The sequence below is a fragment of the Bacillus cihuensis genome, assembly GCF_000504145.1.
GTDB classification, from domain to species: Bacteria; Bacillota; Bacilli; order Bacillales; family DSM-1321; genus Peribacillus; species Peribacillus huizhouensis.
This window is the reverse complement of sequence record NZ_KI632495.1, coordinates 1,201,742-1,226,576: the sequence shown is the minus strand read 5'-3', so window position 1 is coordinate 1,226,576 and position 24,835 is coordinate 1,201,742. Positions and strand designations below refer to the sequence as shown.

At 38.4% G+C, this 24,835-nt stretch carries 29 protein-coding genes and 1 other annotated feature; of the genes, 22 read left to right on the top strand and 7 right to left on the bottom strand.

The window, feature by feature from the left end:
* Positions 1-15: 15 nt before the first annotated feature.
* Positions 16-1,260, top strand: a complete 1,245-nt coding sequence (locus V179_RS0111825) for a M20 family metallo-hydrolase (RefSeq protein WP_028391634.1) — start codon at positions 16-18, stop codon at positions 1,258-1,260.
* 256 nt (positions 1,261-1,516) lie between these two features.
* Here the strand turns inward: V179_RS0111825 and V179_RS0111820 are convergent, their stop codons facing one another.
* Positions 1,517-2,050: a TlpA family protein disulfide reductase gene (locus tag V179_RS0111820; protein WP_028391633.1), complete on the bottom strand. Its 534-nt coding sequence runs from the start codon at positions 2,048-2,050 to the stop codon at positions 1,517-1,519.
* A gap of 238 nt (positions 2,051-2,288) precedes the next feature.
* Here V179_RS0111820 and V179_RS30705 point away from each other — a divergent pair, with 238 nt between their 5' ends.
* The 7 genes from V179_RS30705 (at position 2,289) to V179_RS0111790 (ending at position 8,048) form a co-directional block, all read left to right on the top strand.
* Entirely contained in the window at positions 2,289-2,888 is a 600-nt protein-coding gene (locus V179_RS30705; protein WP_051404937.1) for a hypothetical protein, read from the top strand.
* Between the two features lie 353 nt (positions 2,889-3,241).
* Positions 3,242-3,358 (top strand): YjcZ family sporulation protein, encoded by a 117-nt coding sequence (locus V179_RS30050; protein ID WP_084552328.1) that lies wholly within the window; start codon positions 3,242-3,244, stop codon positions 3,356-3,358.
* Positions 3,359-3,688: 330 nt separating this feature from the next.
* Positions 3,689-3,940: a binding site (T-box leader), on the top strand.
* 79 nt (positions 3,941-4,019) lie between these two features.
* Positions 4,020-5,381 (top strand): amino acid permease, encoded by a 1,362-nt coding sequence (locus V179_RS0111805; RefSeq protein ID WP_028391632.1) that lies wholly within the window; start codon positions 4,020-4,022, stop codon positions 5,379-5,381.
* Positions 5,382-6,054: 673 nt separating this feature from the next.
* Positions 6,055-6,525 carry a DinB family protein gene (locus V179_RS0111800; protein ID WP_028391631.1) on the top strand — a complete coding sequence of 157 codons (471 nt, stop codon included), beginning with the start codon at positions 6,055-6,057 and terminating at the stop codon, positions 6,523-6,525.
* Between the two features lie 276 nt (positions 6,526-6,801).
* Entirely contained in the window at positions 6,802-7,371 is a 570-nt protein-coding gene (locus V179_RS0111795) for a GNAT family N-acetyltransferase (RefSeq protein WP_028391630.1), read from the top strand.
* A gap of 39 nt (positions 7,372-7,410) precedes the next feature.
* Positions 7,411-7,626, top strand: coding sequence for a DinB/UmuC family translesion DNA polymerase (locus V179_RS32450; protein WP_084552327.1), 216 nt, complete (start codon positions 7,411-7,413; stop codon positions 7,624-7,626).
* A gap of 137 nt (positions 7,627-7,763) precedes the next feature.
* Complete coding sequence (locus tag V179_RS0111790; protein WP_028391629.1) at positions 7,764-8,048, top strand: YolD-like family protein; 285 nt, start codon at positions 7,764-7,766, stop codon at positions 8,046-8,048.
* A gap of 207 nt (positions 8,049-8,255) precedes the next feature.
* Here the strand turns inward: V179_RS0111790 and crcB (V179_RS0111785) are convergent, their stop codons facing one another.
* Together crcB (V179_RS0111785) and crcB (V179_RS0111780) are read right to left on the bottom strand one after the other, a co-directional pair.
* On the bottom strand, positions 8,256-8,621 hold the full coding sequence (crcB, locus tag V179_RS0111785; protein ID WP_028391628.1) for a fluoride efflux transporter CrcB: 366 nt from the start codon (positions 8,619-8,621) through the stop codon (positions 8,256-8,258).
* Positions 8,618-9,007: a fluoride efflux transporter CrcB gene (gene crcB, locus V179_RS0111780; protein ID WP_312859676.1), complete on the bottom strand. Its 390-nt coding sequence runs from the start codon at positions 9,005-9,007 to the stop codon at positions 8,618-8,620. Before crcB (V179_RS0111780) ends, crcB (V179_RS0111785) begins: the two co-directional genes overlap by 4 nt.
* 265 nt (positions 9,008-9,272) lie before the next feature.
* On the opposite strand from crcB (V179_RS0111780), the gene V179_RS0111775 reads away from it, so the two are divergent.
* Positions 9,273-9,605, top strand: coding sequence for an iron-sulfur cluster biosynthesis family protein (locus V179_RS0111775; RefSeq protein WP_028391626.1), 333 nt, complete (start codon positions 9,273-9,275; stop codon positions 9,603-9,605).
* 101 nt (positions 9,606-9,706) lie between these two features.
* Here the strand turns inward: V179_RS0111775 and V179_RS0111770 are convergent, their stop codons facing one another.
* Positions 9,707-10,636, bottom strand: coding sequence for an alpha/beta hydrolase (locus tag V179_RS0111770; RefSeq protein WP_028391625.1), 930 nt, complete (start codon positions 10,634-10,636; stop codon positions 9,707-9,709).
* 127 nt (positions 10,637-10,763) lie between these two features.
* Between V179_RS0111770 and V179_RS0111765 the strand changes: the two genes are divergently transcribed.
* Entirely contained in the window at positions 10,764-11,015 is a 252-nt protein-coding gene (locus V179_RS0111765; RefSeq protein WP_028391624.1) for a YqkE family protein, read from the top strand.
* 96 nt (positions 11,016-11,111) lie between these two features.
* On the opposite strand, the gene V179_RS0111760 is transcribed toward V179_RS0111765, so the two are convergent.
* Both V179_RS0111760 and mciZ read right to left on the bottom strand, forming a co-directional pair.
* The gene (locus V179_RS0111760) at positions 11,112-12,032 is read right to left on the bottom strand and encodes an aldo/keto reductase (RefSeq protein ID WP_028391623.1); all 921 of its coding nucleotides are present in this window, start codon (positions 12,030-12,032) and stop codon (positions 11,112-11,114) included.
* 146 nt (positions 12,033-12,178) lie between these two features.
* Entirely contained in the window at positions 12,179-12,340 is a 162-nt protein-coding gene (gene mciZ, locus V179_RS30040) for a Z-ring formation inhibitor MciZ (protein ID WP_084552325.1), read from the bottom strand.
* A 190-nt stretch (positions 12,341-12,530) separates the two neighbouring features.
* Between mciZ and V179_RS0111750 the strand changes: the two genes are divergently transcribed.
* The gene (locus tag V179_RS0111750) at positions 12,531-13,082 is read left to right on the top strand and encodes an NUDIX domain-containing protein (protein ID WP_028391622.1); all 552 of its coding nucleotides are present in this window, start codon (positions 12,531-12,533) and stop codon (positions 13,080-13,082) included.
* The gene (locus V179_RS0111745; RefSeq protein WP_028391621.1) at positions 13,083-14,258 is read left to right on the top strand and encodes an endonuclease Q family protein; all 1,176 of its coding nucleotides are present in this window, start codon (positions 13,083-13,085) and stop codon (positions 14,256-14,258) included.
* Between the two features lie 373 nt (positions 14,259-14,631).
* Here the strand turns inward: V179_RS0111745 and V179_RS0111740 are convergent, their stop codons facing one another.
* Positions 14,632-15,195, bottom strand: a complete 564-nt coding sequence (locus V179_RS0111740; RefSeq protein ID WP_028391620.1) for a GNAT family N-acetyltransferase — start codon at positions 15,193-15,195, stop codon at positions 14,632-14,634.
* A 210-nt stretch (positions 15,196-15,405) separates the two neighbouring features.
* Here V179_RS0111740 and spoIIM point away from each other — a divergent pair, with 210 nt between their 5' ends.
* The 10 genes from spoIIM to spoIIAB all read left to right on the top strand — a co-directional run bounded on the left by spoIIM (position 15,406) and on the right by spoIIAB (position 24,835).
* Complete coding sequence (gene spoIIM / locus V179_RS0111735; protein WP_028391619.1) at positions 15,406-16,053, top strand: stage II sporulation protein M; 648 nt, start codon at positions 15,406-15,408, stop codon at positions 16,051-16,053.
* A gap of 652 nt (positions 16,054-16,705) precedes the next feature.
* Complete coding sequence (fur, locus tag V179_RS0111725; RefSeq protein ID WP_028391618.1) at positions 16,706-17,170, top strand: ferric iron uptake transcriptional regulator; 465 nt, start codon at positions 16,706-16,708, stop codon at positions 17,168-17,170.
* Positions 17,171-17,341: 171 nt separating this feature from the next.
* Positions 17,342-17,569, top strand: coding sequence for a DUF4227 family protein (locus V179_RS0111720; protein ID WP_028391617.1), 228 nt, complete (start codon positions 17,342-17,344; stop codon positions 17,567-17,569).
* 5 nt (positions 17,570-17,574) lie between these two features.
* Positions 17,575-18,468 carry a site-specific tyrosine recombinase XerD gene (gene xerD / locus V179_RS0111715; RefSeq protein ID WP_028391616.1) on the top strand — a complete coding sequence of 298 codons (894 nt, stop codon included), beginning with the start codon at positions 17,575-17,577 and terminating at the stop codon, positions 18,466-18,468.
* Between the two features lie 540 nt (positions 18,469-19,008).
* Entirely contained in the window at positions 19,009-20,196 is a 1,188-nt protein-coding gene (deoB, locus tag V179_RS0111710; protein WP_028391615.1) for a phosphopentomutase, read from the top strand.
* A gap of 60 nt (positions 20,197-20,256) precedes the next feature.
* Positions 20,257-21,069, top strand: a complete 813-nt coding sequence (locus V179_RS0111705; RefSeq protein WP_028391614.1) for a purine-nucleoside phosphorylase — start codon at positions 20,257-20,259, stop codon at positions 21,067-21,069.
* A gap of 31 nt (positions 21,070-21,100) precedes the next feature.
* On the top strand, positions 21,101-22,405 hold the full coding sequence (locus V179_RS0111700; RefSeq protein WP_028391613.1) for a pyrimidine-nucleoside phosphorylase: 1,305 nt from the start codon (positions 21,101-21,103) through the stop codon (positions 22,403-22,405).
* A gap of 340 nt (positions 22,406-22,745) precedes the next feature.
* On the top strand, positions 22,746-23,912 hold the full coding sequence (locus V179_RS0111695) for a D-alanyl-D-alanine carboxypeptidase family protein (RefSeq protein ID WP_028391612.1): 1,167 nt from the start codon (positions 22,746-22,748) through the stop codon (positions 23,910-23,912).
* A gap of 130 nt (positions 23,913-24,042) precedes the next feature.
* Positions 24,043-24,393 (top strand): anti-sigma F factor antagonist, encoded by a 351-nt coding sequence (gene spoIIAA, locus V179_RS0111690; protein WP_028391611.1) that lies wholly within the window; start codon positions 24,043-24,045, stop codon positions 24,391-24,393.
* Between the two features lies 1 nt (position 24,394).
* Positions 24,395-24,835, top strand: a complete 441-nt coding sequence (gene spoIIAB, locus V179_RS0111685) for an anti-sigma F factor (RefSeq protein WP_028391610.1) — start codon at positions 24,395-24,397, stop codon at positions 24,833-24,835.

The following is a 24,835-nucleotide window of genomic DNA, read 5'->3' as shown; positions in this document are numbered from 1 at the left end:
AGAATGTAAAACGTAATGCAAACTTTATCAATAAACAAAGACCGATTAGAGCAAAAAATAAAGGACCTCTCGCAAATCGGCAAAATTGCAGGTACAGGAGTGTGTCGGCTTACACTGTCAGACGAGGATAAACTAGCAGTTCTGACAGTGAAACAATGGATGGAAGAGGCTGGATTAACGGCAAGAATTGATCATTTCGGCAATCTAATTGGCCGATTAGAAGGAGAAAATCCAGAAGCGCCGATATTGATGCTAGGTTCACATATCGATTCACAGCCATATGGCGGAAGATTTGATGGTGTCATCGGAGTACTTGGTGCACTTGAAGTTGTTCAAACGATGAAAGAGCAAAACATCTTACCAAGCATGCCTATTGAAGTCGTAGCGTTTTCGGATGAAGAGGGATGCCGGTTTAATAAGGGGTTATTTGGGGTTAGAGGCATACTTGGAAAACTAGAAGACGGTGAATTAGAACGGACTGACAAAAACGGAATGACAAGAAAAGAGGCATTAATTCATTTTGGGTGTGACCCGACAAAGCTGAAAGAGTCGGAATATTTAGATCGTAGTATTGCTGCGTTTCTTGAGATGCATATTGAACAAGGGCCTGTTCTTGAAGCACAGAATACACCTGTTGGCATTGTTACGGGTATTTCAGGACCATTATGGTTAACGGTAGAATTAGAGGGCTTTGCCGGTCATGCCGGCTCAGTGCCGATGCTAATGAGAAAGGATGCCCTCGTTGGAGCAGCGAAAATTATTGTAGCGCTCAATGAGCTAGCTAGCGCAGACTCTTCGGCCCCTACAGTTGGTACAGTAGGAAGTATGAATATCTTTCCAGACTCACGCAACATTATCCCTGAAAAGGTGAGTTTTACAGTTGATTTAAGAGATATTGATATCAACCGTAGACATACAATTGAAAAGCAATTAAGAGCTAGAATAGCAGAAATCACGGAGGAGCATCAATTAGTTTGTAAAATCTCAGAAGACACCAATAGTGAGCCGCGCTACTGTTCCGAAAGAATTATGAATGTAATGAGGGAAGAAAGTGAGCAAATCGGCTTAAATCCAATTGAATTAATGAGTGGACCATTCCACGATTCCCTCGCTATGTCGTATGTTTGTGAATTTGGGATGATCTTCGTTCGCTGCAAAGATGGGATCAGCCATAATCCAAAAGAGTTTTCTTCCATTGAGGATATTTCATTAGGAACGGAACTGTTGTACCGGACGACTATTAAGATGGCGAGTGAATAACTTTTACCTTTAAATTGTCGATTGAATTGCTTTCTTTACGAAAACTATGTACAGACAGAGGGTAAATTTTCGATCCGGAACTGAGATTTACAAGCCAGAATGAGTAATAATCGATCCGGAACCGAGATTTACAAGCCGAATCGTTTTATTGTGAGGAATAGATATGAAACACCTGCTTTCAGTGGTTTAATGATGCCCCCAAAAAGCAGGTGTTTTTATCTTCCATACGAGTACTACACTACGGAAAAAAGATTTATCAGCTCGCCCCATGTGCCAAAATAGCCATTTTCTCTTCATCCATCGGACCAATCACCCTTTCTCTAATAATGCCCTCGCGATCGATAATATAGCTTGTTGGGATTGAAATCGTTTTGTAGAGCTTTCCAACAGTATCCTTTTTGTCTAACAAAATCGGGAATGTTAATTGATAGTCTACAACAAAATCACTGACCGCTTTTTCATTTTTTTCTTGAGCAGTTAAATTTACTGACAACAGCGTAATATCGGAATTTCGACTTTTTTCATAAAAACTTTGCATTTCCGGCATTTCCGCTTTGCAGGGCGGACACCATGTCGCCCACAAGTTTAGTATCACGACTTTGCCTTTATAGTCCGAAAGTTTTACTTGCTTTCCTGATAATGTCGTTAATTCGAAATCCGGCGCAGGGCTGCCTATTTTAACAACAGGTCGTTCTTGTATGATTGTTGTTAACCCATTAGCACTGGTGTTTGAGCCTCCTGCTATTAACCAAACCCCTATAAATAGGATGGTATAACATAATTTCCTCATTAACATTCCCTCCTTTTTTACATCAACTTCTCTTAATTTTCCCTGAACACTTGCAAATATGAAAAGTAGTAGTTGAATTACAAAAGAAAAAAAGCGATCTAGGCTGGAAATCTCAAAGACCAAGCAGAGGAGTCAGGTGGAGGTCTTGATTTAAATTGTTGAACAATGGACAAGCATACATGCAAAAAAAAGATAACCGAATAAATTATCTTATATGTAAATAATAGAGGTGATCTTTTTGAGTTCATGTAGAAGAGATTGTTCATGTAACCTTTGCAATCCATGTTTTATTCCAGGACCGCAAGGGCCTCCGGGACAACCAGGGGCTCCAGGACAACCAGGACCTGCGGGACAACCAGGACCAGGGGGAGCTTTAGCCTACGGTTCACTATACAATGTGTCGAACAATTTTATTAGGCTGTCTCCACCCTCTTTCCTTATACCAGGGCCGAAGGTTATTTTCGGTGGCCCCCCTGGACCCTTATTGGGCACAACTCCTGTTGGTACTACCGATCTTCAGGTTTTGAGTGATGGCGTATATGAAATCAGTATGGACCTCACAGTCGCACTTCTTGCCCATAACGACGAGGTTTTTGGTTCGGCAGTGGCATTTGGCTTGTACATCAATGATACACTTCCAGTGCCTGGAAGTATTTTCTGGTCCTCAAATACAATTGGCAGTAGTACATCCATAGGGTCCGAGACGCAAAACACAATAGGAAAAACAATACAGCAGCGATTAAATGCAAATGATCGGCTAAGTATCATTCCTGAATTTGCACTTGGAGATGTAAAATATTTATATCCTTCGTTAGTGGTAACAAAAATCGCGAATTAACTCCTAAAAAATGCCCCAAAGGAGAGCGAAAATCTGTCAAGTTTGTGCTCCTTTGCTCTCCTAAGACAAACCAAATCCTTATTATGTCTAAAATATGCCACAATTTCATAAATTGGTGTGAATAGAGAACTCAATCTATTCCATAAAAATAGAGTAGTCGAAATGACTACCCAGTTTATGAAAGCTTTTTTGTCTGGAGACGGGGCTATACCCATTTCTATATTATGTATAAATTTAATAAATCAGCTTATCTTCATTAAACATATAGGTAAAAACCCAACCACATCATTATTTTAAACATACAATAAATTAGCTCATGAAAGTACCTCCTTAAAAAAAGGAGTTGTAAGTATATGTCAGGTTGTGGTGTTGATGGCGGCTGCGGATTTGGTGGAGGATTTGCCTTATTAATCGTATTGTTCATCCTCTTAATCATTATTGGAGCCAGCTTCTGCGGTGGATTTTATTGATAGTAAATAACAAAAAGGATGGCCATTGATGGTCGTCCTTTTTTATTTATAAGATTACAAAAGAACCATTAATTATAGATGAAACAAAGAATTTCCTCCTATTATTGGAGGGTTTTTTATATTCTTACTAATGTTGTAAAATTCAAGTATGTTACTCCACGAAAGGGCCAGATTGTTGAATAACATTCTTAAAAGAACTTTACTAACATTTGTTGAAATATTTCCTTTAGCTTTTATATTTAAGTGGGTTATGAAGAAATTTCAAAAATTATATTGACAAAATATTTTTTTTCTGTAAAATGAAAAACAATTCAAAAATATTTGTATAGAACAAAGGCTATGAAAAGAAATAGTATCAATTATTTTTACGAACAGAAAGTAACCGGTTGATGAGAGGTGCATGTAAAACGATTGAGAATTCATCTTGGAGCTGTGTACCGAAAAGATCATTCTAAGTAGGCTACGCCGGTAAGCACCCGTAATCATGTGCGAGAGTATCGTCAAATGACCGTACTTCATAAGGTAAGTAATGTGAATTGCTTATAAATTAAAGGTGGTAACACGAGTTGAATCGTCCTTTTGGTTAATCCAAAAGGGCTTTTTTTTATTCCTTTTTTGAGCAAAGTATTTGAAAATCTAAACGTATTAGGAGTATGACATTATGAAAGACAATCATCAAGATTCACAGCTAAAGCGCGGATTAAGTACTCGTCACATGCAATTAATTGCACTTGGTGGATCCATTGGGGCCGGTTTATTTTATGGCTCTAGTTCAACAATTCAAATGGCTGGGCCATCTATTTTACTAGCTTATTTAATTGGCGGATTAGTTATTTTCACAATTATGCGTGCATTAGGCGAAATGGCAGTAGAGGAACCTGTATCAGGCTCGTTCAGTACGTACGCGAATAAATATTTAGGACGTTTTGCTGGGTTCTTATCTGGTTGGACGTATTGGTTCATGTGGATTGTCGTTGGCATGGCAGAATTAACAGTAGTCGGTGTATACATTAACTACTGGTTCCCTGATATTCCACAATGGGTAACTGCCCTTGTAGTACTTGTTATTATGACGCTTGTAAACTTAGCAAATGTAAAAGCTTACGGAGAATTCGAATTCTGGTTTGCGATGATTAAAGTTGTTGCGATTATCGGTATGATCGTTCTAGGATTAACCATTATTTTCTTCGGTGTTGGCAACCACGGTGAAGCAATTGGCTTCGATAATTTATGGGCACACGGTGGCTTCATGCCAAACGGTTTCCATGGTATTTTAATGTCACTAGTATTAGTTATGTTCTCATTCGGTGGGGTTGAATTAGTTGGTATATCTGCAGGAGAAGCAAAAAATCCTAGCAAGTCAATTCCTTCAGCTATTAACAACATCGTTTGGCGTATTTTAATTTTCTACATTGGTGCATTAGGCGTTATGATGGTTATTTATCCTTGGAACGAAGTTGGTTCAGAAGGTAGCCCGTTCGTTCAAATTTTCGATTACGTCGGCATCCCTGCTGCGGCTCACATTATTAACTTTGTTGTAATTACAGCAGCAATGTCTGCATTTAATAGTGGTTTATACGGTTCAGGACGTATGCTACACAACTTATCGATACAAAAAAGTGGTCCAAAATATTTTAAAACAGTAAGCAAAAACGGTAGTCCGCGTAGAGGGATTTTATTTTCTTCAGCGGTTTTATTAATTGCGGTTGTCTTAAACTATGTAGTACCTGAAAAAGTGTTCATCTATATTTCTGCTGTTTCGACTGTTGCAGTCATTACAAGCTGGATGATTATTTTATTAGCACAATTGAAATTTAGAAAGTCAAAAACCAAAGAGGGAGTAGCCGAACTGAAATTCAAAATTCCGCTTTATCCACTTTCTACGTATATTGCCATTGCATTCTTATTAATGGTTATTGTGTTAATGGCGTTTATTCCAGATATGCGTGTTGCCCTATATGTCGCACCAGTTTGGTTTTTAATCTTATTTGTTGGATACAAAGTAATAAATGTTAAAAAGTAGTTAAATCATTTCATTTAACTGATACTTCTTCAACGAAGGCATATGTTAAAAAGTCCTTTTGGTTAACTCGATTGGTTACACCTATCTCAAGATTAATAATTTTTATACACTAGTAAACGTTAATAACGTTCCCAAATGAAAGTTTGGAAAGAAACCGAAATCCAAGAAATGCTGTTAAACCAACATTTCTTGGATTTCCCTTTGAATATTGCCTATACAGCTTTTTACGCAAATATATAAACATGGCTACGTTAGTACTTTTCAGAATTATTCAGAGTTTGTTATTTGAATAAAAACCTGTAAAATTGACGCTTTAAACCTACATTTTTTAATCGTTCCTATACTTCAATTACAGGGGCTTTAGTTGAAAACGATCTTCCACAAAACGGGATCATTGTCCCAACCAGCCTGAAACATGCTTATACAAGTAGGGAGTGAACAGTTTTGCTGACGGGATCAAGTCCCACGGGCGCTACGTTCTACTCCCACTACCGCCATAATAAAACCAAATAAAAAAAGCTCAACTAGTAAAAACTGGTTAAACTTATATTACGATCGGGCGCTTTTCTGTAATAAGAAACAGCGCTATTTTCATTATATGGTCACTTGGTTAAATAAGACAGTTTTAACAGTTAAGATGAACGGAATATACATTCGCTGCAAGGAGGAACTCATGAATACATACTGTATAAGTGCATTAAATCAAATCAAGATAGCATTAACAAAAACTATCGAGATAATGGATACGTTAGATGAGACTGATTTAGATTATAGACCTACTCAAGATAAACATTCAATTGGTGAACTATTAGTGCACATAGCATCCATTTGTAAAGCGGATTTACTTATTGCTAACGGGGCAACACAGGATGAGATGAGTGCATTTTATTCTTCTGTTAAATATGGATCCTTAAGTGGGATAAAGACTGGTCTTTTAGACAATTTTCAAATACTCGAAGAAAGCTATTTGAACTATATAGAGGCAGAACTTCAGCAAGAAATTACTTCTTTTTGGGGTGTAACCTACTCAAGATATGAGTGGTTGTTAGAAATATTGGCACACATTTATCATCATAGAGGTCAATTACATGCTATACTTGTACACTGTTATGCCAAGGACCTCAAAGTATTAATGTTTGAATAGTTATCTAATCTAATAGTAGCATAGTATCCAGGAAGGAATTAACGTTCTTTCTATAGACTACTAAATTAAAGGGTTGCTCACTTTAATAACGATCTTCCACAATCCTGCGCGATTCTTCAATAAAGAAGATCGTTTTTTTTTCATTATAGGGCCAGATTGTTGAAGTAAACTTGTCAGTTGAATTGGATATTTATGTTAAAATTTAGATAAGGTTGTGAAGAACTGTACTTAATAAGGATAATTGAAGTACGGTTTGAATTGAGAAGGAGTTTTGGGGTGCTTAAAGTGGAGATAAGAAGGCCAAGAATTGAGGACATAAAAGAGTTAAATTCATTTTTTAGAATAGTGATTACTGATACGTTTATTAAAGAAGGTTTAGGCGAGAAGTTGAATGATATTAATGATGAAGTCGAAGTTAAGGAAAAATACTTAGAAAGTGATTTTGAAAGCAATGGTGAGAAACGATATTTTTTGATTGCTTTAGATGGGGATAAAATTATTGGTTCAATTGAATATGGCCCAGCAAGTGATCTCATATGTAATTGTACAAATAACACTTTCAGAGAGCTAAATGAGATAGGTACAGTATTTGTTCAGCCGGACTACCAGAGAATGGGGGTAGGGAATTTGCTATTGAATACAATGTATTTTACTTTACAGAGTAAAGGCATAGAAGAATTTTGTTTAGATAGTGGATATATTAGTGCGCAAAAAATCTGGAAAAAGAAATTTGGAGACCCTAATTATTTGTTAAAGGATTATTGGGGCAAAGGATTCGATCATATGATTTGGAGGATCAAGATCAGATTGCTCTTAAACAACGGTTTTAGGGACATTTTTGATTAAACTTTTTTCGTGCGAGGAATTCTAAAGTGATGGGGGACCATCTCTGTAAGTTGTAGTGGTGCCAGTTTTGATTTTCCTACTGGTTTTCATAGACAAAGAAAGCTTAATGAGCCAACCAATCATACAATGGAAATTTTTTATGCTGCATGGGAACTATTTTTAAAATTTTGGAATGATCAGCCTATCAGAAGAATTGGAATAAGCATAACAAACCTTGTGTCTGATGAGGTTTGGCAGAGGATTAAAGGGAGCTAGATTATACAATCGATGATCTAAAAAAACGATTTGGAATGACGGCTGTTATTCGTGCTGCATCCTTGAAGCCGGCAAGTCAAGTATTTGAGAGGTCGTAAAAAATAAGAAGGGGAAATAAATTATGGGAATCTAGTTGAATGTTTTTACCCGAGCATAAACAAGCATTAATGAACAGGAAGCTCAAGCAAAAAGAATTCCAACAACCATTTTTGGACCAGGACCACTATGAAAAACTTAACAGGATTATTATGGACTCTATTAAAAATGAACAATCTATTACGATAACATATTCTGATACGTATGAATACCGTCAATTTTGGGGCTGGATTACGAAAATAAATCAACATGAAAACTGGCTGAAGATCATGAATGATGAGGATGTTCTAATTTTAAACTTAGAGAGGATTTTAGATGTGGAATGAATGTTTAGGTTAGAAAACGACGCGTTTTCGTTATAAGCTTAACCAGAAGAGAAGACTAAAGATAAGGTAGGAGTATAAACGAAAAAGCCTGATATCAGAACAACTCCATTGATACAGGGGAAGATGATCAAGTAATCCTGCTTGGTAGATGGGTGAGAGTTTAGCCAGCTGCATTAGCTGGAATAGTGAAATTTAGATCGCTCGTTTCTAATTTAAGATCACTAGACCAGCCCATGCTGAAAGAGTACCTATAATAACAGAAGTGATCACATAAATGACAGCTAATTTTATGTGATTTGCTTGAATTAAAGTAATTGTTTCATGTCCAAAAGTAGAAAAAGTCGTATAGGCACCACAGAAACCGACACCGAAAAATGCAAAAACCAAGTCACTGATTTGATATGTCTGATGCAAACTAGTAAGAACTCCAAGTAAAAATGAACCTGTACAATTAATTAACCATGTACCTATTGGGAATGGATACACTCTTTGCGTTTTGTTCGTAATGAAACGACCTAATAAAAATCGAGTAGCAGCTCCTAATGAACCGCCTAGTCCAATTAACCAAATCATAGTAGCTCTCCTGTTTGTTGGTGTGATAATGCTAATTTACGACCTATATAAGCGAATAGTAAGCCGAGTATTGTCGAAGCAAAAACATAAAGCAATGCAAGAAAAAATAGTCCTTCTTGGAATAAATGAATAGTCTCTACTGAAAAGGTAGAAAAGGTCGTAAAAGAGCCGGTAAACCCTGTTCCAATCAACGAAGTAACTTCAGGTCTGATTGTTTTCTTTTGACCGATAAATGTTAGAAACCAGCCTAGGAATAGGCACCCAAATAAGTTTATGATGAATGTACCTATAGGAAAACCGTGTTGTGCAGGGAACCCTATTCCTACCCCGTACCTACATACAGCACCGAAAAAACCGCCAATCAAAACTGCCAATAAATGCATCATAATCACCTTTCTCTATTCCTAAGGATTAGTAACTAGAGGAAATAATCAATTTAAGAGCAGAAATTCCCAATTATTCCTACCCACTATTGTAGTATTTTTAATTGTAAAGGAAAAGAACCTTACCAAGCTATAAGTAAATATGTGCGTTTCTATTTTACAAATCAAGACACCTGAGAATTGCATACTGATTAATCGGCTTATAAGCAAAATAATTAACGCAATAGAAGAGATTCGGTATAATAGGGCACGATAAGGAGTGGAAAGTATGAAAATTGAATGGACAGAGACGGCTCAACAGAAAATAACGGAAATGCTTAATGGTCAGGAAGGCTATATGAAAATAAAGTATGATACAGAAGGCTGCGGCTGTGTGATGAGTGGTGTAACGGCATTATGGCTAGTGTCAGAAACTGAAGCAGATGACGTGCAGATTGACACGAATCTTATGCCTGTATATATAGAGCGTACTAAAGCCGTTTTCTTCGACGAAGTAATGAAAATTGATTTTGTACCGGAAGTGAATAGTTTTCAGCTAAAAAGCCCAAATGGTATGCTGAATCCGCGATTAAGCTTTCATAATAAAGTGAAACTCCCATAAATAGGGAAAATTACTATTTGTGGTTAATTGAACCAATCGAGATTACGCCTGTTAAACCGGGATAAAGCAGTATGAAAAAAAGCCGTTTTGCGGGTGAATTCCTACAAAGCGGTTTTTTCGTTATTAGCTAATACATATTTATCAAGAAAATCATCAATCACCTGCTCATACTCTTTGCGGTTTTCATTATAGCTTTGAGCATGTGCACCTTTAACCGCTAAATATAATTGCTTCGGCCCTTGTTTTTTTTCAAATAAATCAACAGTCATCGAAGCTGGTATGAACGAATCATTTTGACTATGAATGAACAGAACGGGTTTCTTAATATTTTGTACAAAGTCAATTGGAGAGATTTCACTCGTCCAATAATGGTCGCGAAGCTTGATAAAAGCACGCCCAATTGGAAGTACTGTCCAGGCAGGCAAAGGGATTTCTTTTGTAATCTGATACTGTAACTGCTTGTCAAAATTAGAAAACGGACAATCGGCAATATAAAAATCAGCCCCATCATCAATCATTCCGGCATACAAAAGTAAAGTGGCCGCACCCATGGACTCACCATGAATACCGATTAGAAGATCATCACCTTTTTGTTTTTTTAACTCAGCAATTACCGCTTGTAAATCGAATTTTTCATAATGACCATAGCTACTCGTTTTACCGCCAGATTCTCCGTGTCGGCGATGGTCATAAATAACAGTATTAAAGCCACGTTCAAGAAATATCGAACTATATTTAATAGAGTTCACCTTATTTTCCGTTACGCCATGGCAAATAATTACCCATTTATTTGATTCATGTGGCTCTATAAAAATACATTTCAATCGATATCCTGATGGTGAATTGACCCAGCTTTCCATTTTCGGCAACCCCGCAAAATCTTGAGGATTTAAGCGTTTTGCTGTAATTTCACGATTTTTAATAAATTCAACTTCTTTTTTCTTCATAAACATCACTCGATTGGAAAAATAGATGCCGATTCCGATTATGTAAATTAGCACCCCGACTAACGCAAAAAAAACTTTTTTCATCTTACATCCCTCGATTTCCATGAAATACCATCATTATATAGCTGGCAGAATCAGATGACAAATGAATCCTAACAATGAAGCAATCATGATATACTAATAGGTACGAATTTAGAGGAGGTTTTTAACGATGAAGAAAAAGCAAACGAAGCAACAACATCCAAAAAGAGAGAAAGACGATTCGTTAAAACTTGGCGATTTAATCGGCGGGGATATTATGGCTCAGCTTAAAAGCAAACAGAAAGAGCTAACAGAGGCTCAAGCGGCAGAAAAAGCAGCAGAAGAGGCGAAACAAAAAGAAGAACGAAGATTACGGGAGAAAAACAAGTCGTTTGAAGAACTGCTTGGTGAAAGTGATCTTAATTGGAAAAATTATAAATAAGTACGAAAGGGACAGACCTCGCACACTATGAACAGTTTAAAGCGGTACTTACGCTTAATTTTAGCTGGTATAGTTGCGAGGTCTGCACCTTCCTAGTTAATCACGATGGCTGTCGTAAATTCCTGCTTTCGTCAGTTGTTTTAGGAATAGAATTTCTTCTTCAGAAAGTGGCGTGCCACTAGCAGCACGGCAGTTTTCACGAAGTTGTTGTACGGAGCTTGCTCCTGGAATCACTGCCCCGACTTCTGGATGGGACAGAACATATTGTAATGCCGTTTCGTTCAGATTGCGTGGAGATAGTTTTTCTTTTATATGCGGCAGAATGAGTTCTAATTCTTTATAGCTATAATCTAAGTATCCGTTCTGTCTCATCTTTTCAGAAGCTTTCTCTAACATTTTTTCGCTCAGAAGTCCTTTGGCAACGGGGCCCCGGGCAATCAAGCTGATATTATTTTCAGAAAGAAGCGGTAGCCATTCTTCAGGTCTGCGATCAAGCAGGCTATACTGCATCATCACAGATTCGATGGTGGAATTCTTTGCAAATTCTTTAATAACATTCGGGCGAATAGAGGAAATGCCGTAAAAGCGGATGTACCCTTCTTTTTTTAATTCTTCGAAAGCGTCAATTGTTTCCTCGATATTATCTTCCATCGTGCCTCCGTGAAGCTGATAGAGATCGATATAGTCCGTCCCCAGACGATGTAGGCTATCTTTTACTGCTTTTTTTATATAATCTGCGGAAGGATCCCATCTCCAACTGTCATGACTCTCATTCCAGCGATTACCAACCTTTGTGGCAATCACCACATCAGCACGGATTGACTGAAGCGTCTTACCAACAATCTTTTCATTTTGACCAAAATGATATAAATCTGCCGTATCAAAGTAATTAATGCCTTCGTCAAGCGCAGCCATAATAATTTCTTTTGCATGGTTCTCATCTGTTCCTAACGACATACAGCCAAGACCAATCTTAGAAACTTGTAGGTCAGAATTCCCTAACTTTCTCTTTTCCAATGCTCTCACTCCTTATCATGACTGTTTCAATTGAAAATTTAATATAAATCAATTGTAATGGAGGAAGGCGACTAACTCAAAGAATTACCATTATCTGAATCGAAAGTTTTCGTTCGCTTTAAAATAATCAAGTAATAGAATGTCTTTCACTTAATACGAGTAGGCGTTGATTCTTTTTTCGGTGTGTGAATGTCGTTAATCCAATCACTGACAAATTCATATTTCACTTGAAATTCTTTAAGTTTTTGCTTAATTTCCCAACTCTTACCTGTAAGAACAATTGCTTTTTCCAAGATATACACCTTCATAAAAATCACTCCCCAGCATTAGAGGTTGTTCAAAAAGTCCGGTCAAAAGAGCTGTCAAATATCTTCATCTCTCCGATCCTCACGTATGAATTCAAACTCGTTGACTTTTTTGATCCAGCTTTTTGAACATGCATTATTATGGTAAAATATATGAACCAACATGCTAGAAGTAGAACAAGGAGGGGACAGAATGAAGAAATTTGAAGAAAGAACACTAACGTCACAGCCTATATTTAAAGGAAAAATCATCAGCCTACAGGTTGATGAAGTTGAATTGCCAGACGGGAATACGAGCAAGCGGGAAATTATTAAACATCCAGGAGCGGTGGCTGTTATTGCCGTAACCGATGAAGGGAAGATTATTATGGTCGAGCAGTATCGCAAGGCCATGGAAAGAAGTCTTGTAGAAATTCCTGCGGGTAAGCTTGAACCAGGAGAGGATCCTGCTGCTTCTGCTGCACGGGAATTAGAAGAAGAAACTGGGTATGGATGTGCCGAAATGGAACATCTTACATCTTTTTACACATCACCTGGATTTGCTGACGAAATTGTACATATGTATGTGGCTCACGGTTTGCAAAAAATTGAACAGCCAGCCGAGACGGATGAGGATGAATTTGTAGAACTAATGGAACTAACCTTAGAAGAAGCTATCCAGTATGAGTCAGAAGGAAGAATCAAAGATGCAAAAACGGCATATGCAGTTCAATATTTACAATTACAAAAAGCGATTGGCAAGTAAATGAATGAATATTATGCAGACCTGCATATTCACATCGGCCGGACATGGACCGGTAAAACAGTTAAAATCACTGGTGCCAAGTCCTTAACATTATCTGAAGTGTTAATGGTATCAAGTGAACGTAAAGGGTTGGATATGATTGGTGTTATTGATTGTCATTCACCAGAGGTCATTGAAGAGATTACTGAGTTAATGAGGCAGGGAAGTGTAACTGAATTAGCAGGAGGCGGTTTGCGGTTTGGCAAAACGACCCTCATTCCTGGATCAGAAATCGAAGTGTACGATAGCTATTGTCAAGGTCCGGTGCATGTGTTAGCTTATTTTCCGACAATAGATAAGATGAAACTGTTCTCAAATTGGCTAGAACAACATGTAACTAATATTCAACTTAGCTCCCAACGTGTTTATTGCGACGGCAAAACGCTGCAGTTAAAAGTGAAAGAACTAAATGGTTTGTTCATTCCAGCCCATGTGTTCACCCCCTTTAAAAGCTTGTATGGAAAAGGAGTCACAGAAAGTCTAACGGAAGTATTTGACCCGTTACTTATTGACGCGATAGAGCTAGGATTAAGTTCGGATACAAGTATGGCCAAAGAAATAAATGAGCTGAACGATTATGTATTTATTACGAACTCTGATGCTCATTCACTCGGAAAAATTGCTAGGGAGTATCAAAAACTGGAATTAAAAGAACCGAGTTTCTCTGAGCTTAGAATGGCGCTTCAAGAAATCAATGGCAGAAGGGTTGTCACGAATTATGGTCTAGACCCGAAGCTAGGCAAGTATCATAATACAGTTTGTGCGAAATGTTTTGCGCCCGCTGAGGCAAATACGAAAATATGTTTGAAATGCGGAGCTAAAGCAATCGTCAAAGGTGTTGCAATTCGGATTGATGAGTTAGCGAATATAAATAACATCCATAATGAACGCGAACGACCTCCATATATTCATCAAATTCCACTCGATTTCATTCCAGGACTTGGACCGAAAACAATGGACAAGCTTTTGGATTATTTCGGCTCGGAAATGAATATTTTGCATGAAACAACCTTTGAACAATTAAATCAAGTCGTTCCTGATAAAATCGCACGTTATATTGATATGGCACGTAAAGGTCAATTGGTGATTGAGACAGGTGGCGGTGGAAGATATGGCAAGGTGAAAGCTGAAGAGTGATTTCATTGAAGAATCATTCGCAATAAATTGAATGGTGGCTATGTTAAAGCACGTTGTTGATTTTGCCACTATGATGATTGGAGCGGAAGGCGTGAGACTTCTGGTGGAAAAGCGAGTCAAAGGGAGACTCCACAGGTGCATAGTGCCGAGGAGGCTCCCGGACCGCCCACAGTAAGCGATCGTCTCTCGTTGCAATCACAGGCAAGTTTAACAGTGAAAAACACTAAAACAAGGAACAAAGATTACGGCGATACTATATAACTGCAGAGAAAGAGGATGTCTTAAGAGAGTTTAACCCAACACTCATCACAGTTTATTTAAACTATGGGTTGTAGTTGCGGGGTCTGACCTTTCTTATGGGACATCCTCTTTTTTATTTTGTGATTTTCGAAAAAACACAAGTATCCCGTACTGATTTTCCATCTACGCTTATACTATCGTTTCGAAGAATAGCTTCCAGAATAAAGCCCAATTTCTCAGGGATCCGTCTGCTATTTAGATTGCTCGGGTCACAGCGGATTTCAACTCGCTTTGCTTGGTAATAGTCAAATGCGAAATCGGTTAAAGCGCAGACGGACTCTGTGATATAACCTTGTTTGCTATGGCGAGTATCAATCCAATAGCCGATTTCAAATTTAGGAACATTCCAGTTGATTCTGTGAAGTCCAGTTGAACCGATGAAAGCATCGTCCTTCTTTCGGTAGATATGTAACCGAATATCTTCCTTCAAAATAAAATCAGCATAAGCACTGCGGATATTTTCTTCTATATTTTCTAAAACAGGCTCATGGATTGCAAAGGGAAGCCATTCTTTTAACTGATCGCGTGAATGCAAAATGGCCCGATGGACCTCATACCCATCTCCTGGCCGACAAGGTCTCATATAAAGCCTCTCTGTTTCAATTCTCTCTGGGAAATCCTTTAATATCGCCTTCATTTCATTACCTCCTTAGATGCTTACTGATCGACGGCCATTGGCGCCAAAAAAATTCATCCTATATATCTAAAAGTTTAATTGGAAAATTATATCACGAAAGATAACCGTTGTCTGAAAAAAAGAATAGATGTATATATTCAAAAAAATCCAGAGTCATAATAAACACGGTTCGTCATACAATCTACTAAGCAATAGTCAGGAGGAAAAAAGATGAAGAAAAAATCCGTCGTACAAAACGCAGCAATTAATCATATCAACGAACATTCCTCATTGTATGTGTTTATTACTGTCCTATTTTTAATGGGAGTCATCTTTGGGGCCATTCTTGTAAATAGTTTGAGCTTTACTCAGAGCGATGACTTATTTTACTATTTATCACAATTCTTTGGACAAGTATCCGAGGCGAAAATTGCAGCTGATTGGGACATGTTTACCCAAAGTGTTGCGCATAATGTGAAATATATAGCGTTTATGTGGATATTAGGAGTGTCAGTAATTGGCCTGCCTGTGATTTTGGTGCTATTGTTCTTAAAGGGTATGGTAGTCGGATTTACGGTTGGCTTCTTGGTTAGTCAAATGGGGTGGGGGGGCTTCTTGCTTTCGTTTGTTTCGATTTTGCCGCAAAATATTATTATCGTGCCTGTATTTATCATTATCGCAGTCATTTCCGTTTCGTTATCTGTGAAAATGATTCAAAGAATTCTCATGAAACAAATTCGCGAGCCTTTAAAACCGATTATCATGCGCTATATATTAGCATTGACCGTATCGATCGTCTTTTTAGCTTGCGCAGGTGCAATTGAAGCCTATGTATCTCCTTCTTTAATGAAAAATGTTGTTAGTTTACTAAATAGATAAAGTGAAATTTCAATCAGTGAGGGCTTCATCTTCCACAGGTTGTTAGTCCCGTTCTACTGTCGCTAAGATCGCAGCGACAGCTTCGATCAATCGACAGTACGAACCCGAATCAATGAATCACAGACTAAGTACGCCGCGTCCTCATGTCTTCGTCTGTGTGACCCACGTCCTGTGGGCCTCAATTATACCTTTGAAAAATCACATCGGGCTTTTACATCAAAAAGCGAGGCGAATGGTGTGGGAACGTCTCCTAAGATCGCGCTTACTTCCTGTGATAGTCCGACAAGTATAAGATGGAATACGGATTGGCGTAGTTTGCCACAGAGTATTACAGCTTATGACTTCGAGGAGCTAGGAGTCGCAACTAGATTAGACAGTTATCCCTCAAGCTTCCTCGATTCCGCTAAGCTTTAAGGTGGAGGGGTTGACCGTTAATGCGGGAAAAAACACCCGTGAGCGCTAGCTCCCAATTCGATGATGAAAAAGGTTCAGGTTCTATGACGATATCACCTAATAAACGTGGCTGTCCGGAGTTGGTTTTGCAAAGCCCTGCCCCTTTTCTACAGAAAAAATAAGCAAATGGTGATTTTCTCTTTTGACAGTTTTCCCTCTTTTGATATAATAGAAACGATACGGCGCGGGAGGGAAAAGTATGGAGACCAGAATCGATCGAATAAAAAAGCAGTTGCACTCGTCCAGCTATAAATTGACGCCTCAGCGAGAAGCGACCGTTCGCGTTTTACTTGAACATGAAGAGGATCATTTAAGCGCTGAAGACGTGTACCTCCTTGTCAAAGAGAAGTCGCCGGAGATAGGCTTGGCAACTGTATATCGTACGCTTGAATTGCTTACTGAATTAAAAATAGTTGATAAAATTAACTTTGGTGATGGAGTGTCCCGATACGATTTAAGACAAGAGGGCGCAGCGCATTTTCATCATCATCTTGTATGTGTTGAATGCGGGGCAGTGGACGAAATTCAGGAAGATTTGCTTGAAGATGTAGAAACGATCGTTGAACGTGATTGGAATTTTAAGATAAAAGATCATAGATTGACCTTCCACGGAATTTGCCACAGATGTCATGAAAAAACAGAAGATGATAAAGCGACTGAATGAGTTACGCAGCCTTTTCCTATCCTTAGGAGAAGGTTTTTTTGCATATTTCCCTTAAATAAAGTGAAAATCCGTATAAATCCTTTCTTACTTGGCATAGATTGAAGTAAGACAAGTTATTCGAACTGTGTACGAACGAGTGCATCTTGAATAATGAGGGGACGGAGGGAAGAAATGAAGACATCATTTTCCATGTTACTTCATACTTTAAAGGTACTGCTGCTCTTTGTGAGCTTTACTGTTCTTTTTTATAGCGGCATGGTATGGTTAAATCAAGAGTTTGAAGGGTATCATCGCTATGATGAACCGAAAGGAACTGCAATTAAAGTAACAACAGCGGAAGATCCAGAAGAAGAGACCTGGTTTAGCAGACTTATGCTGTTTTATTTAAATGGGGAGTAATGCCAATGGAAGACCAAATAAGAGATTATATTCACTTTCTGACTATAGAGAAGGGGCTTGCTGCGAATACCCTTGTTTCCTATGAGCGAGATTTGAAATCATATCGGACTTACTTAAAAAATGTCTGTCAATTGGCTAGTTGGAATGATTCTCGCAGAACGAACATTATCCAGTTTCTTGCTCATTTAAAAGACCAAGGAAAATCCTCGAAAACAATTGCTAGACATATTGCATCGATACGGTCCTTTCACCAATTTCTCATTCGTGAGAAAGTGACAGACCAAGATCCATCTGTACATATTGAATCACCACAGCCAGAAAGAAGCCTTCCAAAAGTGCTAAGTATGGAAGAAGTAGAATCATTGCTAGAATCTCCAAAGCTTATCGAACCTTATGGATTTAGAGATAAAGCGATGCTTGAGCTGTTATATGCAACAGGAATGCGGGTAAGTGAATTGATTAATCTTAATTTATCTGATGTACACTCGACAATGGGCTTTGTGCGTTGTGTCGGTAAAGGGAATAAAGAAAGAATCATTCCGATTGGAAAAACAGCGCTTTTCGCTATTGATCAGTATATAGTTCAAGCTCGCGGAAAATTTGTAAGTAAAAACTATAAAACTGATTCTTTATTTCTGAATCATCATGGAAATCGGTTGACTCGGCAAGGTTTTTGGAAAATTTTAAAAAGATTAGCAAAAGAAGCAAACATTGAAAAAGAACTGACGCCACATACATTACGGCATTCGTTTGCAACGCACTTAGTAATGAATGGAGCAGATTTACGGGCGGTACAGGAAATGCTCGGGCATGCTGATATTTCAACGACGCAAATCTATACCCATGTGACAAACGTTCGTTTGAAAGATGTGTATACAAAGTTTCATCCAAGAGCTTAATAGAATGATAAGGAGTATTTAAGGTCTTGACTTTGCACATTATTAACACCAATTATCCCGGTTTAACGGGATGGCTTTGTAGATTCAAGAGAAAGGCAGCCCGTATAATACCGGTCGCTTCAATTTTGCAATAAAACAAAATTAGGCGAGTTACAATGCTACCTAGATTTAATAAAGAGAAAGTTTGACTAAAGACATAGACATGACCATGCGTCGAATTTCGTTATTTGTTTATTGAATGGGTTCGTAGTAATACTCTAACGAGGCTTTAGCGCTAATCAAACAAGACTAACTATCACTGGGGGAGGAAAAACCCATGCTGATGGTTAGTCTTATCAAGTTAGATCTATGTCATATAACTAAAACATGAGTGGTTACCGGGTTTAAGAAGATAAAATCATTGTAAAAAAGATCAAAAATCGTTTACAATGTAGTGGTCAGACTTCTGACTTCAAAAACGCTTACATATTAAACGGTGATTTAATCAATATTGTTACGGGTAATATAAAAAATAGAGGTAAAAAGCTAGGAGGAATAAACATGAACCAAGAATCTAGATATAAAAGAATTTTCTTAGTTGTAATGGATTCAGTTGGGATTGGCGAGGCACCGGATGCTGACTTATTTGGTGATGAGGGTGCGGATACACTCGGTCATATCGCTGCTGAGATGAACGGATTGAAAATGCCGAATTTAGGTAAATTGGGACTAAGTAATATTCGGGAGATTCAAGGTGTGGATAAAGCGGACCAACCGCTAGGATTTTTCTCTAAAATGCAAGAAGCATCAACGGGAAAAGACACAATGACAGGTCACTGGGAAATAATGGGTTTGAATATTACGAAGCCTTTCCGTGTCTTTCCTGACGGGTTTCCTGAGTTGCTCATTCACGAATTAGAAGCTAGAACAGGTCGCTCAATCATCGGAAATATTCCAGCAAGTGGAACAGAAATTCTTGACCAGCTTGGTGAAGAGCACATGAAAACAGGAGCGCTGATTGTCTATACATCTGCTGATTCTGTTCTTCAGATTGCCGCACATGAAGAAGTCGTCCCACTAGATGAATTATATAAAATTTGTGAAATTGCTCGTGAATTGACATTGGCTGATGAATATAAAATTGGACGTGTTATTGCCAGACCATTTATCGGTGAACCAGGCGATTTCAAAAGAACAGCGAATCGCCATGACTATGCATTAAAACCGTTTGAACGAACCGTTATGAATGAATTAAAGGATGCAGGTTTGGACGTTCTTGCTGTCGGGAAAATTTCTGATATTTTTGATGGGGAGGGTGTAACTAAAAGCTTGCGAACAGTGTCTAATGTGGACGGAATGGATAAATTACTGCAGACTTTAGACATGGACTTTACTGGGTTAAGCTTTTTGAATTTAGTTGACTTTGATGCATTATACGGGCATCGCCGTGACCCAATTGGATACGGAAAAGCGTTAGAAGAATTTGACGCACGTATGCCGGAAGTGTTAAGTAAGTTGAAGGAAGATGATTTATTAATCATTACTGCAGACCACGGGAATGATCCTGTCCACGCCGGAACAGACCATACACGTGAGTACGTGCCACTGCTAATCTATTCACCCCGTTTTACAAAGGGTAAAGAATTGCCAATCAGTCAAACGTTTGCTGATCTTGGCGCAACAGTAGCAGATAATTTTAAGGTGAAAATGCCGGAATTCGGAAAAAGTTTATTGGAATATCTTCAATAAAGATGGCTGATATTGGGCGTTTTCCACGAATAATATAAAGAATAAAGGGAGTAGTGCAGAATGTACGAGAAAATTGAAAAAGCAGCATCGTTTATTAAAGAAAAGTTTCAGGATACACCAGAAATCGGTTTAATTTTAGGATCAGGTCTTGGTGTTTTAGCAGATGAAATTGAAAATGCGGTGAAAATTCCATACAGTGAGATACCAGAGTTTCCGGTGTCAACCGTTGAAGGTCATGCTGGGCAGCTTGTACTTGGCGAACTAAGTGGAAAAAAGGTTGTCGCTATGCAAGGACGTTTCCATTATTACGAGGGCTATCCTATGGAATTGGTCACGTTCCCAGTTCGTGTTATGAAGCTTCTTGGTGTGGAGAAAATGATCGTAACGAATGCTGCCGGTAGTGTGAATGAAAGTTTTGTTCCCGGTGATTTAATGCTGATAACTGATCATATAAATTATACAGGTACAAATCCTTTGATCGGGCCGAATGATGAGCGCTTTGGTCCACGCTTCCCGGATATGTCCGAAGCATATAGTAAGCAGCTTCGAGCAAAAGCGAAGGAGATTGCTTCAACTCTTCAAATCGATACAAAAGAGGGAGTCTACTTAGGATTTAGCGGTCCAACTTATGAAACACCAGCAGAAATCCGTCTCGCAAGGGTAATGGGAGGAGACGCAGTAGGGATGTCAACTGTACCAGAAGTTATCATCGCTCGTCATTCAGGGATTGAAGTGCTAGGTATTTCTTGTATTACGAATATGGCAGCTGGCATCTTGGATCAGCCACTATCACATGAAGAAGTGATTGAAACGACGGAAAAAGTAAAAAGTAGCTTCATGAGCTTTGTAAAAGAAATTGTTAAACAAATGTAAATTTAAAATTTTTTAAAAAGTGGTGATTTCAATGAGAATGGTTGATCTAATTGCAAAAAAACGTGACGGATTTGAGCTATCAACAGAAGAAATTAACTTTATTATAGACGGATACACAAAGGGATCGATTCCTGATTACCAGATGAGTGCATTTGCAATGGCTATATACTTTAAAGGCATGGCTGAAAAAGAACGTGCTGATTTAACGATGGCGATGGTCAACTCAGGAGAAACAATTGATTTATCAGCGATCGAAGGTATTAAAGTGGATAAACATAGCACTGGTGGTGTGGGTGATACTACAACACTTGTGCTAGGACCTCTTGTTGCTGCAGTAGGTGTGCCTGTTGCGAAAATGTCAGGTCGCGGTCTTGGTCATACTGGTGGAACTATTGATAAATTAGAAGCGGTCAAAGGCTTCCATGTTGAAATTGAAAATGAAGAGTTTATCCATCTTGTTAACAAAAATAAACTCGCTGTAATCGGCCAAAGTGGGAACCTGACTCCAGCCGATAAAAAGCTTTATGCCCTACGTGATGTTACAGCAACAGTTGACAATATCGCGTTGATCGCAAGCTCGATTATGAGTAAGAAAATTGCCGCTGGTGCTGACGCTATCGTCTTGGATGTGAAGACAGGAGCGGGTGCATTTATGAAAACAGTTGAAGATTCGGAGCAGCTGGCTAAAGCGATGGTAAACATCGGGAATAATGTTGGCCGTAATACAATGGCGATTATTTCAGATATGAGTCAGCCACTTGGCTTTGCCATCGGGAATGCATTAGAAGTAAAAGAAGCGATTGATACATTAAAAGGGGAGGGACCTGAAGATTTAACGGAGCTTTCTTTAACACTTGGTAGTTATATGGTTTATTTAGCGAAGAAAGCGGAATCTATTGAAATGGCTAGAACAATGCTTACACAAGCAATCAAGGACGGCTCGGCACTAGCTTCCTTTAAAATGTTCCTTGAAGCACAAGGGGGAGACGGATCGATTGTTGATCATCCTGAAAAGCTTCCACAAGCACAATACAAATTCGAGCTTGAAGCAAAAGAAGATGGATATGTTTCTACAATCGTAGCAGACGAAATAGGAACAGCCGCAATGCTTCTAGGAGCAGGGCGGGCTACTAAAGAATCTGAGATTGATTTAGCTGTAGGTCTTATGCTAAATAAGAAAATTGGAGATCGCGTTGTCAAAGGGGAGTCCCTTGTTACGATATACAGTAACTTTGAAGATGTTTCTGCAGTTAAAGAAAAACTGTATGCGAATATCACAATTTCTTCTGAAAAAGTTGAAAAGCCAACGCTTATATACAAACAAATTACAGAATAATTTAGATGACAATAAGGTTGTCCTAAAGGGTCAGATCTTCACACTCTATACATCGTTTATTAGCTTATGTTCACGACTTAAACGATATATAGTAGGTGTGGGGTCTGACCCTTTCTTATGGGACGGCTTTTTTATACTTTGTTGCTTTTCAACCTATATGCACACTAACAATCTGGGGTGATTTCCGTTTCAGGTACTCGCATTCCGCTCGAATTGTTACTTGCTAAAAACAACTATCCAATAAAATAACTTCCTCCTTTTCCTTTTTAATTAACACAACTTGTATATTAATGATAATTTTGGAAAAAATAAAATTATCAAGAATAGGAGGGGTTTGCAGATGAAGCGGATAGTAAGTATATGCGCAGCTATTCTATTGCTAACAAGCATGAGCATTCCACATAGTTTTGCTGCTGAGAAAAATAGTGTTGAATTAGCAAAACAGGCGAAATCAGCCATTTTAATTGAAAGAGATACAGGCACTGTTTTATATGATAAAAACGCAGAAGAACAGCTACCACCTGCTAGTATGACAAAAATTATGACCATGCTACTCATCATGGAGGCACTTGATAAAGGTGAATTAAAGCTAAATGAAAAGATTAGCACAAGTGAATATGCCGCATCAATGGGTGGATCGCAAATCTTTCTAGAACCTGGAGAAGTCATGACGGTTGAACAAATGCTCAAAGGTATAGCGATAGGATCAGGAAATGATGCGTCTGTTGCTATGGCTGAAAGACTGGAAGGTTCAGAAGAAGCATTTGTCGCGAAAATGAATGAGAGAGCAAAAGAATTAGGAGCAACGCACACGAAGTTCCAAAATTCCACAGGACTTCCAGAGTCTGATCATTACAGTACGGCACATGATATGGCAATTATGGCAAAGGAATTATTGAAATATGACTTAATTACCCAATTTACAGGGACATACGAATCGTACCTTCGTGAAAATACCGACAAGAAATTCTGGCTTGTTAATACGAATAAGCTTGTAAAATTTTATCCAGGTGTAGATGGATTGAAAACCGGGTTTACAAATGAAGCGAAATATTGCTTAACAGCGACAGCGAAAAAAGGCGATATGAGGGTCATTGCGGTCGTAATGGGGGCCCCGTCACCGAAAGAACGAAATGCACAGGTGACGAAAATGCTTGATTATGCATTTTCACAATTTATGACCCATCCATTATATAAGCGTGGGGTTGATCTTAAGACGGTTTCTATCAGTAAAGGAAATAAAAAAAACGTTACGGGTGTAACGAGTGAGCCGATCTCTGTGTTGACGGCAAAAGGCGGGTCTGCAAAAGATTTTACAAAAAAAATCAAGCTTGACAAACATATAAAAGCACCGGTTATGAAAGGCGAGAAAATTGGAACACTTGAAATCATGAAAAATGGAAAAAAAGTGACGAGCTCACCCATCGTAGCTAAAAATACAGTGAAAAAAGCAAGCTGGTGGGACCTATATAAACGTTCCTTTGGCATGTTTACAAAAACGGAGTAGCGTTTTGTGTCAAAATCAAACCTATTTTTTCTAATTTAGCCGAAAAACCACTAGTTTTGCTGATAAGAAGGAATTGACCCTCTAAAAGTAGAAATTCACTCCTTATACGACAGATAAGGAGGCATGAAGTTTGAGTCTGATAATTGAAATTGAAACGAAAAATCAAGTCTTATGTATCCGCCTAAGAGGAGAATTGGATCATCATACAGCTGTTGAGCTAAAGCAGCAGGCTGAATCAGTGTTGGAGAAACAGGAGATTAAACATATCGTGCTTAATCTAAAAGAGCTAACATTTATGGACAGCTCAGGGCTGGGCGTCATTCTTGGCCGATATAACCAAATAAAGAAGAACGACGGTGAAATGGTCGTATGTGCAATCTCCCCATCTATAAAGCGCTTGTTTGATATGTCAGGATTGTTTAAAATTATCAAGCTTGATATTTCTGAAGAATATGCTTTACAAAGATTGGGGGTTGCCTAATATGAAAAATAAAATGGAATTGGCATTCTCGGCACTCAGCCAAAATGAATCGTTTGCGAGGGTGTCTGTCGCATCATTTATCGCGCAATTAGATCCGACTCTGGATGAATTAACAGAGATTAAGACCGTCGTATCTGAAGGGGTAACGAACTCCATCATTCATGGATATGAGAATGACCCAACCGGTGTTGTTTATATTTCTGTTGTCCTAGAAGACGATATGATTGAATTGGAAATTCGTGATGAAGGCCTTGGAATTGAAGACTTAGACGAAGCACTTCAGCCACTTTATACGACAAAGCCAGAACTCGAAAGATCGGGAATGGGTTTTACGATTATGGAAAATTTCATGGATGAAATGCATGTCATTTCCCATAAAGGCGAAGGAACCATCATTCGACTAAAAAAGCACTTAACTAAAACTAAAGCTTTGTGCAATTAA